17 protein-coding genes are annotated in these 15,311 nt (G+C 72.9%); 12 read left to right on the top strand and 5 right to left on the bottom strand.

Features of this window, described 5'->3' with window-relative positions; genetic code table 11:
* Window positions 1-34: 34 nt before the first annotated feature.
* The gene (locus tag CLV70_RS14060; protein WP_106126889.1) at window positions 35-481 is read right to left on the bottom strand and encodes a MarR family winged helix-turn-helix transcriptional regulator; all 447 of its coding nucleotides are present in this window, start codon (window positions 479-481) and stop codon (window positions 35-37) included.
* Between the two features lie 88 nt (window positions 482-569).
* Here CLV70_RS14060 and CLV70_RS14055 point away from each other — a divergent pair, with 88 nt between their 5' ends.
* From CLV70_RS14055 to CLV70_RS14035, 4 genes are all read left to right on the top strand, one after another.
* Window positions 570-782 (top strand): hypothetical protein, encoded by a 213-nt coding sequence (locus tag CLV70_RS14055; RefSeq protein WP_106126950.1) that lies wholly within the window; start codon window positions 570-572, stop codon window positions 780-782.
* Between the two features lie 98 nt (window positions 783-880).
* A complete protein-coding gene (locus CLV70_RS14050; RefSeq protein WP_106126888.1) occupies window positions 881-1,237 on the top strand; it encodes a hypothetical protein in 357 nt (118 codons plus the stop codon).
* Between the two features lie 1,083 nt (window positions 1,238-2,320).
* Entirely contained in the window at window positions 2,321-3,382 is a 1,062-nt protein-coding gene (locus tag CLV70_RS14040; RefSeq protein ID WP_106126949.1) for a type I glyceraldehyde-3-phosphate dehydrogenase, read from the top strand.
* A 38-nt stretch (window positions 3,383-3,420) separates the two neighbouring features.
* Window positions 3,421-4,335 carry a serine/threonine dehydratase gene (locus tag CLV70_RS14035; protein ID WP_106126886.1) on the top strand — a complete coding sequence of 305 codons (915 nt, stop codon included), beginning with the start codon at window positions 3,421-3,423 and terminating at the stop codon, window positions 4,333-4,335.
* Window positions 4,336-4,507: 172 nt separating this feature from the next.
* Here the strand turns inward: CLV70_RS14035 and CLV70_RS14025 are convergent, their stop codons facing one another.
* Window positions 4,508-5,713, bottom strand: a complete 1,206-nt coding sequence (locus tag CLV70_RS14025; protein ID WP_106126884.1) for an MFS transporter — start codon at window positions 5,711-5,713, stop codon at window positions 4,508-4,510.
* 81 nt (window positions 5,714-5,794) lie between these two features.
* Here CLV70_RS14025 and CLV70_RS14020 point away from each other — a divergent pair, with 81 nt between their 5' ends.
* From CLV70_RS14020 to CLV70_RS14005, 4 genes are all read left to right on the top strand, one after another.
* Window positions 5,795-6,709: a LysR family transcriptional regulator gene (locus CLV70_RS14020; protein ID WP_106126883.1), complete on the top strand. Its 915-nt coding sequence runs from the start codon at window positions 5,795-5,797 to the stop codon at window positions 6,707-6,709.
* Window positions 6,706-7,842, top strand: a complete 1,137-nt coding sequence (locus tag CLV70_RS14015) for an ABC transporter permease (RefSeq protein ID WP_106126882.1) — start codon at window positions 6,706-6,708, stop codon at window positions 7,840-7,842. The genes CLV70_RS14020 and CLV70_RS14015 overlap by 4 nt, the downstream gene beginning before the upstream one ends.
* Before the next feature lie 100 nt (window positions 7,843-7,942).
* Window positions 7,943-8,557 carry a GTP cyclohydrolase II gene (locus tag CLV70_RS14010; protein WP_106126881.1) on the top strand — a complete coding sequence of 205 codons (615 nt, stop codon included), beginning with the start codon at window positions 7,943-7,945 and terminating at the stop codon, window positions 8,555-8,557.
* 71 nt (window positions 8,558-8,628) lie between these two features.
* Window positions 8,629-9,246 (top strand): M15 family metallopeptidase, encoded by a 618-nt coding sequence (locus CLV70_RS14005; protein ID WP_106126880.1) that lies wholly within the window; start codon window positions 8,629-8,631, stop codon window positions 9,244-9,246.
* Here CLV70_RS14005 and CLV70_RS14000 read toward each other — a convergent pair.
* Complete coding sequence (locus tag CLV70_RS14000) at window positions 9,243-10,043, bottom strand: class I SAM-dependent methyltransferase (RefSeq protein ID WP_106126879.1); 801 nt, start codon at window positions 10,041-10,043, stop codon at window positions 9,243-9,245. The two genes, CLV70_RS14005 and CLV70_RS14000, sit on opposite strands and share 4 nt — an antisense overlap.
* Before the next feature lie 111 nt (window positions 10,044-10,154).
* On the opposite strand from CLV70_RS14000, the gene CLV70_RS13995 reads away from it, so the two are divergent.
* The 4 genes from CLV70_RS13995 to CLV70_RS13980 all read left to right on the top strand — a co-directional run bounded on the left by CLV70_RS13995 (window position 10,155) and on the right by CLV70_RS13980 (window position 13,879).
* Window positions 10,155-11,180 (top strand): aspartate-semialdehyde dehydrogenase, encoded by a 1,026-nt coding sequence (locus CLV70_RS13995; RefSeq protein ID WP_106126878.1) that lies wholly within the window; start codon window positions 10,155-10,157, stop codon window positions 11,178-11,180.
* Window positions 11,181-11,345: 165 nt separating this feature from the next.
* Window positions 11,346-11,552 (top strand): hypothetical protein, encoded by a 207-nt coding sequence (locus CLV70_RS13990; RefSeq protein ID WP_106126877.1) that lies wholly within the window; start codon window positions 11,346-11,348, stop codon window positions 11,550-11,552.
* Between the two features lie 87 nt (window positions 11,553-11,639).
* Window positions 11,640-12,392 (top strand): histone H1-like repetitive region-containing protein, encoded by a 753-nt coding sequence (locus CLV70_RS39120; RefSeq protein ID WP_211303757.1) that lies wholly within the window; start codon window positions 11,640-11,642, stop codon window positions 12,390-12,392.
* Between the two features lie 59 nt (window positions 12,393-12,451).
* The gene (locus CLV70_RS13980) at window positions 12,452-13,879 is read left to right on the top strand and encodes an RNB domain-containing ribonuclease (RefSeq protein ID WP_106126876.1); all 1,428 of its coding nucleotides are present in this window, start codon (window positions 12,452-12,454) and stop codon (window positions 13,877-13,879) included.
* Here the strand turns inward: CLV70_RS13980 and CLV70_RS13975 are convergent, their stop codons facing one another.
* Both CLV70_RS13975 and panB read right to left on the bottom strand, forming a co-directional pair.
* Entirely contained in the window at window positions 13,880-14,326 is a 447-nt protein-coding gene (locus CLV70_RS13975; RefSeq protein ID WP_106126875.1) for a VOC family protein, read from the bottom strand.
* A 61-nt stretch (window positions 14,327-14,387) separates the two neighbouring features.
* On the bottom strand, window positions 14,388-15,230 hold the full coding sequence (gene panB / locus CLV70_RS13970; protein WP_106126874.1) for a 3-methyl-2-oxobutanoate hydroxymethyltransferase: 843 nt from the start codon (window positions 15,228-15,230) through the stop codon (window positions 14,388-14,390).
* Window positions 15,231-15,311 lie beyond the last annotated feature (81 nt).

Here is a 15,311-nt window from a genome sequence, read left to right as displayed (position 1 = left end):
GCCCAGTCGGCCCAGGCCGGCGGCGGCGAGGGCGTCAGTGTGGGCGGGCTGCGGCTATCACCTGGGTGAGGGCGGCGTGGAGGGTGCGGAGGTCCGCCGGGGGGATGCCCAGGCGTCGGACCACGGCCGGGGGGATCTGCTCGGCGCGGTCGCGGAGCTTTCTGCCCTCCGGGGTGAGGGTGATGGCGAGGCTGCGTTCGTCGGTGTGGTCGCGTTCGCGGCGGAGGTAGCCGATTGCTTCGAGGCGTTTGAGCAGCGGGGACAGGGTGCCGGGGTCGAGCTGGAGGAGTTTGCTGAGGCGGCGGACCGAGAGCGGGGCGTGCTGCCAGAGGGCCAGCATCACCAGGTACTGCGGGTGGGTCAGGCCCATCGGTTCGAGCAGCGGGCGGTAGACGGCCACGACGCTGCGGGCGGCCACCGACAGGGCGAAGCAGACCTGTTCCTCCAGGGCCAGGGGGTCGATGTCGGTCCGGTCACTCATGGTGCTTCTCCTCAGGTCGCCCGCTACACTACCAATAGTTGGGGCACCAATAGTTCGTGGGCCAACGGTATGACCTTTTGGGGGAGTGATGCGGAGCAGGGTGGCGCGCTGGTTTCATGACACGTTCCACGACTGGTTCTTCCGGTCGTTGATCGGGCCCGCGCAGACCAGGAACGCCGTGCAGGGGTGCGAGCAGCCGGCGCGTGACCAGTGGAAGCGGGATCTCGAGGCGCGCAAGGCCTACAGCCGGGAGCAGCGGGAGCGCAAGCGGCTCGCCCGCGAGGGGCAGCGGCGCGACTGACCGCTGCGTGATGCAGTTCTGTCGGGCATCTGCCTGGCGTGTTCCCGACAGCGGGACGCGGTCCTAATCTGCGGGCAGTCGTTCCGCAGGAGGCGATCGTGACGATCCCGCAGGACAGCGCCGGGTTTCTCGCCCGGCCGGTCGATGCCGTGGCCGGGCTCCTGCCCGACCGGCGAAGTGCGGAGGCGGCGGTCGCCGCGCTTCGCGGGGCCGGTTTCCAGGCCGTCGACGCAAGCCCGCACCACCCCGGTCGCTGCCGGCTCCGGGACTGGGGCGGCGACACCACAATCATGAATCTGTACGTCGAAGGGCTCCACAAGGGGCACTCGGTGGTGATCGTGCCGACGCCCTGGCATCGGCGAGAGGAGGCCGGGCGGTTGCTGGCCCGGCACCAGGGGCATGCGGTCTACTACTTCGCCGCGGACGGGGTGGAGTCGCTCTCCGTCTTCGTCTGACCCGCCCGGGCTGAGCGGGCCGCCCGGGCTGAGCGGGCCGCCCGGGCTGAGCGGGCCGCCCGGGCTGAGCGGGCCGCCCGGCGCCACGAGCGCGCGGCGTCGTCGCGAGGGTGCGGTCGCGCTACGACGGTGCGCTGGCGCTGAGGGCGCGGGACGACGCCAGGGCGCGGGGCGACGCCAGGGCGTGCGGCGACGCCAGGGCGTGCGGCGACGCCAAGGCGCGGGGCGACGTCAAGGCGCGGGGCGAGGCCAAGGGGTGCGGCGGCGCGCCGGGCTTGTGGCGGCGCGAGGGACGTGTGGTGACACGACGGGCGTGTGGCGGCCCGAGGGCGTGGGGCGGCGCGACGGGCGTGTGGCGACCCAGGAGCGAGCGGTTGCGGCGCCGGGGTGCGGTCGCGCTGCGCGGATGCGGTCGCGCTGCGCGGGCGAGGCAGCGTCGCGCGGGCGTGCCGGCGCCCATGATGTCGTGTGCGGCCGAGGTCGCCGCGGCCGGTGATGAATTGTTGCGGTGGGATGACGGGGAATGGCGTTTCGTCTATCGGATAGCGTGATCCGGGAATCTCGCCCCCGGGGTCGTCGCGGCGGGCCCTGATTCGTCGGCCGGGGCGTCCGCCGGGACGTGAATGAATGGTCACCCGGGCGCCCTGCCACCGAAAACGCCTCGGTGCGGAATCGGTGTGGCGGCCATCGGAATATTCCGGCCGAGGGCGATTGAGCTGCGACGATGTCCGTTCGGCGCACTTCACCGGGCGTGACGGGGGGGCCTCGGCGGGGTCCGTCCAGGATCGACGGTGGGCGGATTACTCAGGCCCGGCGGTCCTGAGCTGCGGGATCGTCGCCGTGACGTACGAAACAGCAGGTTGATCGGTTCTCGTCGGAGCACAGTGGAGTGAGTAGAGTGCATCGCCGATGCCCGGGTGCCGCCGCGTGTGGCGGTGGGTGCGCCCTGTCGCCGCTGTGGTTGACGTGCAAGTTGCATACTCATAGTGTCTGATATGTGACGGCGGGTGTTCGGTCGTGGGGGTTCCCGTGCGGTCGCGTCATGTAGTGCCAGGGGTGTGGGACGGCCGCGAGGAGTGCTTGGTGACTGTCAGGATCGGCATCAACGGTTTTGGTCGGATCGGGCGCTCGATTATGCGCATCGCCGCCGGCGCGCACGGGTCCGGAATCACCGTTGCCGCCATTAATGACATCGCGTCGCCGGACAGATTGGCATACGCGCTGAAACGCGACAGCTTACGCGGCCGATTCGCCGGGACGGTGCGTACGGCCGGTGGCCGGCTCGTCGTCGACGATCGTCCGCTGTGGACGTTCCAGGAGGCCCAGCCGGGCCGGATCCCGTGGTCGGACGCGGACGTCGACGTGGTCATCGAGGCCACCGGGCGGTTCCGCTCGGGCGAGATCGCCCGCGCGCACATCACCCACGGGGGCGCGCGCAAGGTCGTGATCAGCGCGTCCGCCGACGACCCCGATGCCTTTCTCGTGTACGGCGTCAATCACGACACCTACGAGCCGGACCGCCACGACGTGATCTCACCCGCGTCCTGCGGGGTGAACGCGCTGTCGGTGATGGCGAAGGTGCTGCTCGACCGCTTCGGGCTGCGGAGCGTGCAGACGTCGGTGGTGCTGGCGATCCAGGGCTGGCAGCGGGTGCACGACGCGACGTCCGGCACGTCGCGCGAGGATCCGCGGCTGGGCCGGGCCACCGCGGAGAGCATCATCCCGCACGATCACGTGGCCGGTGACCTGCTCGAGGTGGCGCTGCCGCGGCTCGGCGAGGTGCGCTACAGCTACTACTGCGTACCGACGCCGATCGGCTCGCTGGCCGAACTGGGCGGGCAGACCGACCGGCCGGTGACCGCCGAGGAGGTGAACCGGGCGATGGCGGAGGCGGCGGCCGGGTCGATGCGGGGCCTGATCGACTACGACCCGGACCCGACCGTGTCGATCGACGTACGCGACAACCCGGCGTCCTGCCTGTTCGACCCGTCCGGAACCCAGACCACGGCGGACGGCGGGGTCAAGGTCCGCGGCTGGTTCGACAACGAGTGGGGCTTCTCCCACCGACTGCTCGACCTGGCGCGCCTGGTGGGGGAACGTGAGCCCGTGCCGGCGGGCATGCTCGTCAAGACCGCGATGGCCTGAGCCCGGGGACCGGCGGGGCCTGGTGTAGAACGGGACGGGTGATCGCCCGCGAAGACCTCGAAGCCGCCGCCCGCCGTGTCAGGAGCCGAGTCCGGCGCACTCCGGTGCTGCTCGACGGGGAGGTCGGCTACAAGCTTGAGTTCGCCCAGCACGCCGGTTCGTTCAAGACACGGGGCATGTTCAACAAGATCCTGGCAGCCGCCGAGCGGGGACTGCCCCGGGCCGGCGTCGTCGCGGCCTCCGGCGGCAACGCCGGCCTGGCCGCGGCCTACGCCGCGCGCGAGCTGGGGGTCGAGGCCGAGATCTTCGTGCCGGTCACGGCCCCGGCGGTCAAGGTCGCGAAGCTGGGCAAGCTGGGTGCCCGGGTCACCCAGATCGGAGACGAGTACGCCGAAGCGTACGCGGCCGCGGTCGTCCACGCGGAACGCACCGGAGCCCTGTTCTGTCACGCCTACGACGACCCGGACATGGTGGCGGGGAACGGCACGCTCGGGCTCGAGCTGCTGGAGCAGATGCCGGACGGTTTCGACACGGTGCTGGTGGCCGTCGGCGGCGGGGGGCTGATCGCGGGGGTCGCCGCGGCGCTGGACGGGCGGGCGAAGGTCGTGGCCGTGGAGCCGCGCACGGCCCGGGCGTTGCATGTCGCGCTGGAGGCGGGGGAGCCGGTGGACGTGCCCGTGTCCGGGGTGGCCGCCGACTCGCTGGGCGCCCGCCGGGTCGGGGCCATCGCGTTCGAGACGGCGGTGACGGCCGGGTTGAGTGCGGTGCTGGTCGACGACCACGCGATCGTCGAGGCGCGCCGCCGGCTCTGGGACGACTACCGGCTGGCGGTCGAGCACGGTACGGCCGCGGCGCAGGCGGCGCTCGACTCGGGGGCCTACGTGCCGGAGCCCGGCGAGCGGGTGATCGTGCTGCTCTGCGGCGCCAACACGGACCCCTCCGACCTTGCCTGAACCGCAGCCGCAGCCGCCGCAGCCGCAGCCGCAGCCGCCGCAGCCGCCGCAGCCGCCGCAGCCGCAGCCGCAGCCGCCGCAGCCGCCGCAGCCGCAGTCGCAGCCGCGGGGGCAGCCGCAGAACGCGGGGCCGGCACCGCCCGAGGAGCTCTTCGCCGAGCTGGACCGGGCGCTAGGACCGTGAGCGGGCGACGGCCGTGGCGCCGAGCAGGGTCAGCAGCAGGCCGCTGAACCAGAGCATCGCGGTGGTCGCGGTCAGGTGGCGGGTCGCGATGCCGAGGCCGAGGGCGGGCCCGATCAGGCCCAGGTACGCGATCAGGAACAGGCCCGCGAGCGCCTCGCCGCGCACCGCCGGGGCGGCCGTCGCGGCGACCGTGCCCACCGCGGCCTTGAAGAGCAGGCCCGCGCCGGCGCCCGCGATCACGCCGCCGAGCAGGAAGATCGTCAGGGACGGCAGGTTCATGCCGGCGCCGAGCACGATCAGGCCGGTCGCCTCCGCGGCGAGGCCCGCGGTGAAGCGGCGCGCGGGGGTCAGGGAGCCGGACGCGGCCTGCGCGGTGGCCGCCGCGCCGAAGACCGCGAAGGCCACGACGCCCGCGAGCAGCCGGCCGGGGTGGTGCAGGGAGCCGGCGACGAAGCTCGGGGCGAGCGAGGTGAACAGGCCGAAGACGGCGAACGCGGAGAACGCGCCGAGGGCGGCGGTCAGGTAGCCGGCCCGGTCGGAGGCTGCGATCCGGATCCGCTGCGGCCGGTAGCGGGGCGCGACGGCCGGGACGGTCACCGTCTCCGGCGCCGCCAGCACGGCGACCGCGCTGAGCGCGAGCAGGACCAGGAAGACCACATAGGGCGTACGCAGCGGAGCGGACACGAACTGCGCGAGCGCCCCGGCGACGAGGGTGCCGGCGCCCAGCCCGCCGAGGTTCGCGGCCGCGGAGACCAGCTCGAACCGGCCGCGTCCGGCGCCGGGCCGGTGCGCGGCGTGCAGTTCGAGCAGGTACGCGGTGGCCGTCGCGGCCATGATCCCCACGCCGAGGCCGGTGACGAACCGGGCGAGGAGCAGTCCGGGCAGGTCGGGCCGGGTCAGGAAGAGGACGGCGGCGAGGGATTCCAGGCCGATCGCGGCGAGCAGCACGCGGCGCCGGCCGGTCCGGTCGGAGATGTGCCCGGCGAGCAGGAGACTGGTGACGACGCCCACCGCGTACGCGGCGAAGACGACCGTGACCGTGAAGGCGGTGAAGCCGTCCTCGGCCTGGTAGATCGGGTACAGCGGGGTGGGCACGGTGGAGAAGGCCATCGAGATCGCGAAGACCGCGGCGATGGACCAGAAGCTCACGCCGGAATTGACCTCGGTATGCGTGGGTGCGGCGGTGACTGTCATGTCCTCACCGTGCTCCGGAACAATCATCGAGTCCAACGAAGATTGATGCTGGCATCCATCACCGGATGCGATAGTTGAGCGATGGAACTCCGGCACCTCGAATACTTCGTGACCGTCGCGGACGAGCGCAGCTTCACCCGGGCCGCGGCGCGACTGCACGTGGTGCAGTCCGGCGTCTCCGCCGCGATCAAGGCGCTGGAGCGTGAGTTCGGCACGCCGCTGCTGGAACGCACGTCGAAGCGGGTGGCGCTGACCGGGGCGGGGGAGGTGCTGCTGCCGCGGGCGCGGGCCGCCCTGGACGCCGCGCGCGCCGCCCGCGACGCGGTGGACGAGGTGCGCGGCGGCCTGCGCGGCACGCTGCGGATCGGCACGCTGACCTCCATCGACCTGGTCGACGTGCCGGCCCTGCTGGGCGCCTTCCACCGCGCCCACCCGGCGGTCACGCTGCGGCTCACCGTCTCGGCGCGCGGCTCGGCCGGCCTGATGGACGCGCTCGCCGACGGCAGCCTGGACGTGGCGCTGGTCTCGGTGCCGGGACGGCCGCCGGGCACCGTCCACCTGCGGCAACTGCTGCGTCAGCCGCTGGAGCTCGTGCTCGCCCCCGGGCACCGGCTGGCCGGCCGCGACGAGATCACCGTCGCCGACCTGGCGGACGAGCCGTTCGTCGACTTCCCGGCCGGCTACGGCAACCGCACGGTGGTGGACCGCGCGTTCGCCGCGGCCGGGGTGGGGCGGCAGGTCGCGCTCGAGGTCGGGGACATCACCACCGGGGCGAGCTTCGTCGCGCACGGGCTGGGGGTGGCGATCCTGCCGCGTTTCGCCGTACCGGAAGGGCTTGATGTGGTGGTGCGGCCGATCGCCGACGCCGACCTGGACTGGCCGCTCGGGGTGGCCACGTCCGCGGTCCGGGCGCCCGGCGCGGCCGCGCGGGCGCTGCTCGCGATGATCGACGATCACCTGCGGGCGCCCCACGGGTCCGCGATGCTGGGGGCATGACGGAGGGAGACGATCGGATCAGGTCGGTGCGTCAGTTCCGCCGGTTCGCGGTGGCCGTGTGCCTCGCCGGGGCGCTGGTCCAGCTCGGGCTGACCGCGTACTACCTGGGCATGGGGCACAAGGCGAAGCCGCACGACGTACCGGTCGGGGTGGTCGCGCCGGTGGACCGGCAGGCCGCCGTCCTCGATCTGCTGGAGCGCGACGGCGTCTTCGAGGCCGAGATCTACGGCTCCGTGGACCGCTTGCGGACCGCGATCAAGACCCGCGAGGTGTACGGCGGGGTCGACGTGACCGGCACGCAGCCGCATCTGTACGTGGCGAGCGCCGCGGGACCGGCGGCGGCGAGCCTGCTGCGGGCCACGTACACGGGGGTCGTCGCGCAGCAGAACGCCGGGCAGCTGGCCCGGACGGCGACCCCGGGCGGCACGGTCTCCGTCGCGCAGGCACAGGCCCTGATCACGCCGCCGCCGGTCACCGACGTGGTGCCGCTGCCGCCCGACGACGTCAACGGCGCCTCGCTCGGCTTCCTCACCCAGGCCCTCGCCCTCGGCGGCACCATCGCGTCCGTCGGGCTCGGCCGGCTGATCCCGCGCACCCGGCGGTCCTGGCGCCGCGGGCTGGGACATCTGACCACCCTCATCGTGTACGCCCTGGGCTCCGCGGCCGTGGTGCTCTGGTCGATGAGCTGGTTCGGGGTCGGCTCCGGCGCGAACCAGGCGGGCACGTTCGGCATCTTCGCCCTGGTCTCGCTCGCGATCACGGCGTCCACCGCGGGCGCCGTGGCCCTCTTCGGCCCCGGCGGCGCGCTGCTCGGCGGCCTCTACTTCACGGTCGGCACGGTGATCAGCGGCGCGAGCATCCTCCCGGAATTCCTGCCCGCCTTCGGTCGTGCGGTGGGCGAGAACCTTCCGACCGGCGCCGGCGTCCAGGCGGTCCGCGACGACCTCTACTTCCCCGCCGCGCCGATCGCCGGGCACCTGGGCGTGCTCGCCCTGTACGCCGGCATCGGCTGCCTCCTGGTGCTGGTCACGAACCTGCTGCCGAACCGGGCGGACCGCACGTCGGAGCTTGATCTGGAGGTCAGGGACCGGATCGAGGGCAACGAGGTGCGGGAGCCCGACGCGATTCCCTGAGCCGGTTTGATCCGTTGTGACGTTCGGCTCGTGGATCACTTGATGAGCGCGCGGTACGGTCGAACCGTGCTTGAAGCGTCAAGTGCTGAGGGAGCGTCACATGTCTTTGGGTATTCGCAGCCGCGTCACCGTCCCGCTGAAGTTCACGGACGGCTACCGCACCACGGCCGAGGTCGTCACCTTCACCGGCCTGGCCGACGGCAAGGAACACCTGGCGCTCGCCCTCGGTGACGTGGCCGGCGCGGCCGTGCCGCTGGTCCGGCCGCACTCCGAATGCCTCACCGGCGACGTGTTCGGCTCCGAGCGCTGCGACTGCGGCCCCCAGTTGCGCGAGGCGGTCGAGCGGATCGCCACGGCCGGCGGCTACCTGCTCTACCTGCGCCAGGAGGGCCGCGGCATCGGGCTCTACGCGAAGCTCGACGCGTACGCGCTGCAGGACCGGGGCATGGACACATACGAGGCGAACCGCGCGCTCGGGCACGCCGACGACGAGCGGGACTACACCGCGGCGGCGCAGATGCTGTCGGTGCTCGGCGTCACGTCGATCGACCTGCTCAGCAACAATCCGGACAAGGCGGCCCAGCTGCGCGCGCTCGACGTCGACGTGCGCGCGGTGGTCCCGACCGGGGTGCACGCTTCCGCCGCGAACGTCCGCTATCTGCAGGCGAAGGTGTCGCACACGGCACACACCATCGACCTGCCGCTGGCGGTCTGAGCGCTCAGGGATCCGCCGCCCGGGCCGAAGAGGCAGGGGTCAGGCTGAACCAGCGCGCGGAGGTCATCGCTGTGGGCATCGAGGCCGTCAACAACCGGATAGCCGACATCCAGAGCCGGATCATCGCCCTGCAGACGCAGCAGGCGACGCGGCCCACGGCCGCCTCGGGCAGCACGGCCACCACGTCGGCCTCGGGCGCCTCGTTCGCCTCGGCGCTGGCGGACGCGGTCGGTGCGCAGAGCACCACCGCGCCCGCGGCCGCCGCCAAGTCGTACACGCTGAACGGCAAGGGCATTCCGACCGAGCTTGCCGCGTACGGCAACGGCAAGATCCCCGCCACCGCGCTGGAGCAGGTGGGCGGCACCCGGCACCGGCTCTGGGCGCCGGCCGCGGAGTCGCTGACCAGGATGATCGCCGACGCCAAGGCGCAGGGCGTGAAGATCGGGATCACCGACTCCTACCGTCCGTACGCCGAGCAGGTCGATCTCGCCCGGCGCAAGGGCCTCTACTCGCAGGGCGGGCTGGCCGCCAAGCCCGGCACCAGCGAGCACGGCTGGGGCATGGCGACCGACCTCGACCTGAACACCAAGGCGCAGGCGTGGATGCGCGCGAACGCCGAGAAGTACGGCTTCGTGGAGAACGTGCCGCGGGAGCCGTGGCACTGGGCGTACAAGCCGAAGAGCGTCTAGGAGACCCGGCAGATCAGCTCGCCGTGCAGCAGCGAGAGCCAGCCGTCGGGGTCGGCGGCCCACGTGCGCCAGCCCGCCGAGATGCGGGTGAGCTCGTCCCGCGTCGCGCCGGACGCCAGGGCCTGGGCCGCCAGGTCCGACTTCAGGATGCGGTCCGCCCAGAGGCCGCCCCACCAGGCGCGGTCCTCGTCGTTCGCGAAGCACCACGTGCTCGACGTCGCGGTGACGTCGGTGAAGCCGGCGGCGTGCGCCCAGGAGAGCAGCCGCCGTCCCGCGTCGGGCTCGCCGCCGTTGCGCCGGGCGACCCGCTCGTAGAGGGCCAGCCACTCGTCCAGCTCCGGCAGCCGCGGGAACCAGGTGAAGGCCGCGTAGTCGCTGTCGCGGACCGCCACGATCCCACCCGGCCGGGTCACCCGGCGCATCTCGCGCAGCGCCCGCACCGGATCGCCGACGTGCTGCAACACCTGATGGGCGTGCACCACGTCGAAGCTGTCGTCGGGGAAGTCCAGGGCGTGCACGTCGCCGACCGCGAAGTCGACGCCGGTCAGGCCCCGCCGGGCGATCTCGGCGCGGGCAAGGTCGAGCGCCTCCCCGGTGCGTTCCAGCGCGGTGATCCGGCCGGGTGTGATGTGCGTCGCCAGGTCCGCGGTGATGGTGCCGGGTCCGCAGCCGACGTCGAGCACCGTCGCGCCGGAGGTCAGGTGGGGCAGCAGGTACGCCGCCGAATTTTCTGCGGTGCGCCAGCGGTGTGAGCGCAGGACCGACTCGTGATGCCCGTGGGTGTAGACAGCAGCCATGCCACCGACGCTACGACCGTGTTTCGTATTTCGGGAGCGATATCCTGGGATGTGAGATAGCGACGGATACCGGATTTCCGTCGGTGCAGTTGGGGCCGTACTTTTGGGGCCATGAGGATCGGCATCGTCGGCGCGACGGGACAGGTCGGTGGCGTCATGCGCCGCATCCTGGCCGAGCGCGAGTTTCCCGTTGACCAGCTCCGGCTCTTCGCGTCCGCGCGTTCCGCGGGGCGCACGCTGCCCTGGCAGGGCGGTGAGGTGACCGTCGAGGACGCGGAGAAGGCGGACTTCCGCGGCCTGGACATCGTGCTGTTCTCCGCCGGCAAGGGCAGCTCCAGGGAGTTCGCGCCGCGCGTCGCCGAGGCCGGCGCCGTGGTGATCGACAACTCCTCCGCCTGGCGGATGGACCCGGACGTCCCGCTCGTCGTCGCCGAGGTGAACCCCGGCGCCGCCGCGAACCGGCCGAAGGGCATCATCGCCAACCCGAACTGCACCACGATGGCGGCGATGCCGGTGCTGCGCCCGTTGCACGACGAGGCGGAGCTGGTCGCGCTGGTCGCCACGACGTACCAGGCGGTGTCCGGGGCGGGCCTGGCCGGCGTGGCCGAGCTCGACGAGCAGGTGAAGAAGGTGGCCGACCGCGCCACCGAGCTGACCCACGACGGCGCGGCCGTCGACTTCCCCGCGCCCCGCTCGTTCGCCCGGCCGATCGCGTTCAACGTCCTGCCGCTGGCCGGCGCGATCGTCGACGACGGCCGCGGCGAGACCGACGAGGAGCAGAAGCTCCGCAACGAGAGCCGCAAGATCCTCGGCATCCCGGACCTGAAGGTCTCCGGCACCTGCGTCCGCGTCCCGGTCTTCACCGGCCACTCGCTGCAGATCAACGCCCGCTTCGCCCGGCCGCTCAGCCCGGCCCGTGCCCAGGAGTTGCTGACCGGCGCGCCCGGCGTGGAGCTGTCGGACGTGCCGACGCCGTTGCAGGCGGCCGGCCAGGACCCGACGTACGTGGGCCGCATCCGCGCCGACGAGACGGTGGACAACGGCCTGGCGCTGTTCCTCTCCAACGACAACCTGCGCAAGGGGGCGGCCCTCAACGCCGTCCAGGTCGCCGAGCTGGTCGCCGCCGGCCTCCGCTGATCTCGGATTTCGCGGGCTTTTCCGCCCCGTCCCGCCTTTCGGTGGGGCGGGGCGGTGCCATTTTGTCGTTCCTTCGGGGGTTCTTTGCGTCGCTCCACTATGGAAAATCCGGGCTTTTTGCCTGAATCGGTAGCGCATGGTGGGTTTGAGGTGCACAGTGATGGCATGAACGACAGTGGGCCTGGCGGGGGCGGCTATTTCTGGTGCCTCCGGCATGACCGGGTCGAGTCCGGGGACGACGTGTGTCCTGCCCAGTTCCGGCTCGGCCCGTACGCCTCCGCTGACGACGCCACGCGGGCACTCGAGACGGTCGAGAAGCGCAATAAGGCGTGGGATGCCGAGGATGCCCGCTGGACCGGGGAGGTCAGCTAGGCCCGGCTCGACCCCTGTGTCCAAGCCGGAATCTTCGGTCTCCAGGCGGAGACGAGCCCGCAGTCATTCGCAAGGAGGAACTTCCCCATGGCCGTGACCAAGAAGGCTGCCCCGAAACGGGCCGCCGACCCGAAACCAGCCGCCTCGAAGGCCGCCGCTCCGAAGGCCACCACTCAGAAGGCCACCACTCAGAAGGCCACCACCAAGCGGACGTCGGCGGCGACCTCGACCGCGACGAAGACCGCCACCAAGACGGTCGCGGGTCGCGCTGCGGGTGCCCAGAAGGCCCCGGCGAGCAAGGCCACCGCGAAGAAGGCCCCGGCGAGCAAGACCGCCGTGAAGAAGGCGCCCGCGAGCAAGGCTGTCGCCAAGAAGGCCCCGGCGAGCAAGACCACCGCGAAGAAGGCGCCCGCGAGCAAGACCACTGCCAAGAAGGCGCCCGCTAGCAAGACCACCGCCAAGAAGGCGACGGCGGCGAAGTCGACGGGGACCAAGGCGACCTCGGCGGTCAAGAAGACGGCGACCAAGATCGCGTCGACGGCGAAGAAGGCCACCACCAAGGCCACCACCACCAAGGCCACCGCCGCCACCAAGGTCACCGCGAAGAAGGCGTCGGCGGCGAAGCCCACCGCGAGCAAGGCCAACGCCGCCGCCACGAAGGCGCGCACGATGTCCGCCGGCAAGGCCGGCAACGCCAAGGCGGACTCGATGACGAAGAACTCGGCCACCAACGCCGGGCGGGTCACGAAGCCGGCGAACGCGTCCGCCGCCCGGAAGGCGACCGCCGCGAGCAACGGGCGTACGGCGGCTCCGGCGCGCAAGACGGCCGCCAAGAGCTGAGGTTCCTCGCGAGGGCCGCGCCGGTACGGGCGCGGCCCTTCGCGTGTTAGGAATGAGCCGTGCCGATCAGACGGGTTCTCGCGCCGCGTATCGACTTCTCCGTGCTGCGCGGGGAGCTGAAACTCCCGGACGGCTATCCGGCCGGGGCGCTGGAGGAGGCGCAGCGGGCCGCGGCGGCCCCGCTGCCGGAGAACGACCGTACGGACATCCCGCTCGTGACCGTCGACCCCGCCGCGTCCCGCGACCTCGACCAGGCGATGCACCTGAGCGAACGGCCCGGCGGCGGCTTCCGGGTCCGGTACGCGATCGCCGACGTGGCCGGCTACGTGCGCCCCGGCGGGCCGCTGGAGGCGGAGACCTGGGTCCGCGGGCAGACCATCTACCTGCCCGACGGCCGGATCCCGCTGCACCCGCCGGTGCTCAGCGAGGACGCGGTGAGCCTGCTGCCCGACGTCGACCGGGCGGCGGTGCTGTGGACGATCGACCTCGACGCGGACGGGGCCGTCACCGGCGTCGAGCTCGAGCGGGCCCGCGTACGCAGCCGCGCGAAGCTCGACTACGAGGGTCTGCAGCGGGCCGTGGACGCCGGCACCGCCCCCGAGCCGATCGCGTTGCTGCCGCGGATCGGTGCCCTGCTCGCCGCGCGCGCCGCCGGCCGGGGCGCGGTGAACCTGCCGCTGCCGGAGCAGGAGGTGGAGCCCGACGGCGACGGCTGGCGGCTGGTCCTGCGGGCGCCCGTGGCGGTCGAGGAGGACAACGCGCAGATCTCGCTGCTGACCGGCATGGCCGCGGCGACGCTGATGCTCGGCGGCGGGGTGGGCCTGCTGCGGACGATGCCGCCGCCTCGGTCCGGCGCCGTCGACAAGCTGCGGGCGGCAGCGGCGTCGCTGGGCGTGGAGTGGCCCGCGGGCGCCACGGTCGGTGCCGTCGTCTCGTCGGTCGATCCGGGCTCGCCGCGGGGCGCCGCGTTCCTCAACCAGGCCGCCGAGCTGCTGCGCGGGGCGGCGTACACGGCCTTCGACGGCGAGGCGCCCGCGGAGACCGGCCACGGCGGGGTGGGAGCGCCGTACGCGCACGTCACCGCCCCGCTGCGCCGCCTCGCCGACCGCTACGCGACGGAGGTGTGCCTCGCGCTGCACGCCGGCCGCGACGTGCCGGAGTGGGCCCGGGCCGCCCTGCCGCGGCTGCCCGAGGCGATGGCCACGACCGACCGGGTGGCCTCGGCCGCCGACCGGGGCGCGGTGTCGCTGGCCGAGGCGGTGCTGCTCGAGCACCGGGTGGGCGAGACGTTCGAGGCGGGCGTGCTCGACGTCGACGAGCCGTCCTCGTCCAACGGCCGGACCCGGCCGCCGGGCGGGGCGGTCGCCATCGACGAACCCGCGGTGCAGGCCCGCTGCACGGGGGAGCTGCCGCTGGGCGAGCGGATCACGGTCCGGCTCGTGGAGGCGGCGCCGAAGACCCGCACCGTACGGTTCGAAGCCGTGTGATCAGGGCAGGCGCGGGACGCCGTCGTCCAGGGGCCAGGCGGGGTTGTGGGTGATCTCCCACAGGTGGCCGTCCGGGTCGGTGAAGTAGCCGAGGTAGCCGCCCCACTCGGTGGGGCTGCCGGCGCGTACCAGGGTGGCGCCGGCCTGGACGACCGTGCGCAGGGCCTCGTCCACCGCCGCCGGGCTCTCCACGTTGATCGCCAGCATGGTCCCGCGGAAGTCGGTGGCCGGGTTGGCCGGCGGGACGCGCGTGGGCAGTCCCGCGTCGGCCGTCATGTCGTCCGTGGCCACCAGCGACAACAGCCCTCCGGCGGTGTGGAAGAAGCTCACCAGGCCGGGCACCGAGGCCGGCGACAGGCGCCAGCCCAGCGACTCGTAGAACTCGGTCGCGCGCACGACATCGGCCACGCCGAGGGTGGCGAGGCTGACCCGGGCAGGAACGGACATGTGACACCTCCGGGGACGAAGTCTGCCACTCCCGCGATCTTGCCCGGGCCGTACCCCGGTTCTAGAAGGTGTGTTCGGCCGCCGGGAACTCCCCGGAGCGGACCTCGTCCGCATAGCGGCGGGCCGCGTCGCCGAGGACGCCGGCGAGGTCGGCGTAGCGCTTGACGAACCGTGGCGCCTTGCCGCCGCGGAGGCCGGCCATGTCCTGCCAGACCAGCACCTGGGCGTCGGTGTCGGGGCCGGCGCCGATGCCGACCGTCGGCACGGCCAGCTCCTTGGTGACCTGCTTGGCCACCTCGCCGGGGACCATCTCGAGCACCACCGAGAAGGCGCCCGCCTCGGCGACCGCGCGGGCGTCGGCGACGACCTCCTCGGCGGCGCTGCCCCGGCCCTGGACCCGGTAGCCGCCGAGGGTGTGTTCGCTCTGCGGCGTGAAGCCGACGTGGCCCATCACCGGGATGCCGGCGCCGACGATCGCCCGGATCTGCTCGGCGGTGCGGCGCCCGCCCTCCAGCTTGACGGCGTGCGCGCCGCCCTCCTTCATGAACCGTACGGCGGTGCGCAGCGCCTGGACAGGCCCCTCCTCGTACGAGCCGAAGGGCAGGTCGGCGACGATCAGCGCGGTCTTCGTGGCGCGGACCACGGCCCGTACGAGCGGGAGCAGCTCGTCCGTGGTGACCGGCAGCGTCGTCTCGTAGCCGAACACGTTGTTGGCCGCGGAGTCGCCGACGAGCAGCACGGGGATGCCGGACGTGTCGAACAGCGCGGCCGTGTACTGGTCGTACGAGGTGAGCATGGCCCAGCGGTCGCCGCGCTCCTTGGCGGCGAGCAGGTCGCGGGTGCGGACCCGGCGGGTGGGCGGGCCGCCGTACAGGGTGGGCACCTCGGCGGGTGTCTCGGACATCGTCGTCTCCTTCCCTCGAGGCCGCGGTCTGCGGTCCCCGGGTGTTCTCGAATAGTCGCACCCGGGGACGGTTCGCGGTCA

The sequence above is a fragment of the Pseudosporangium ferrugineum genome (genome assembly GCF_003002065.1).
GTDB classification, from domain to species: Bacteria; Actinomycetota; Actinomycetes; order Mycobacteriales; family Micromonosporaceae; genus Actinoplanes; species Actinoplanes ferrugineus_A.
The sequence above is the reverse complement of the archived record's forward strand: the minus strand, read 5'-3'. Positions and strand labels throughout refer to the sequence as shown.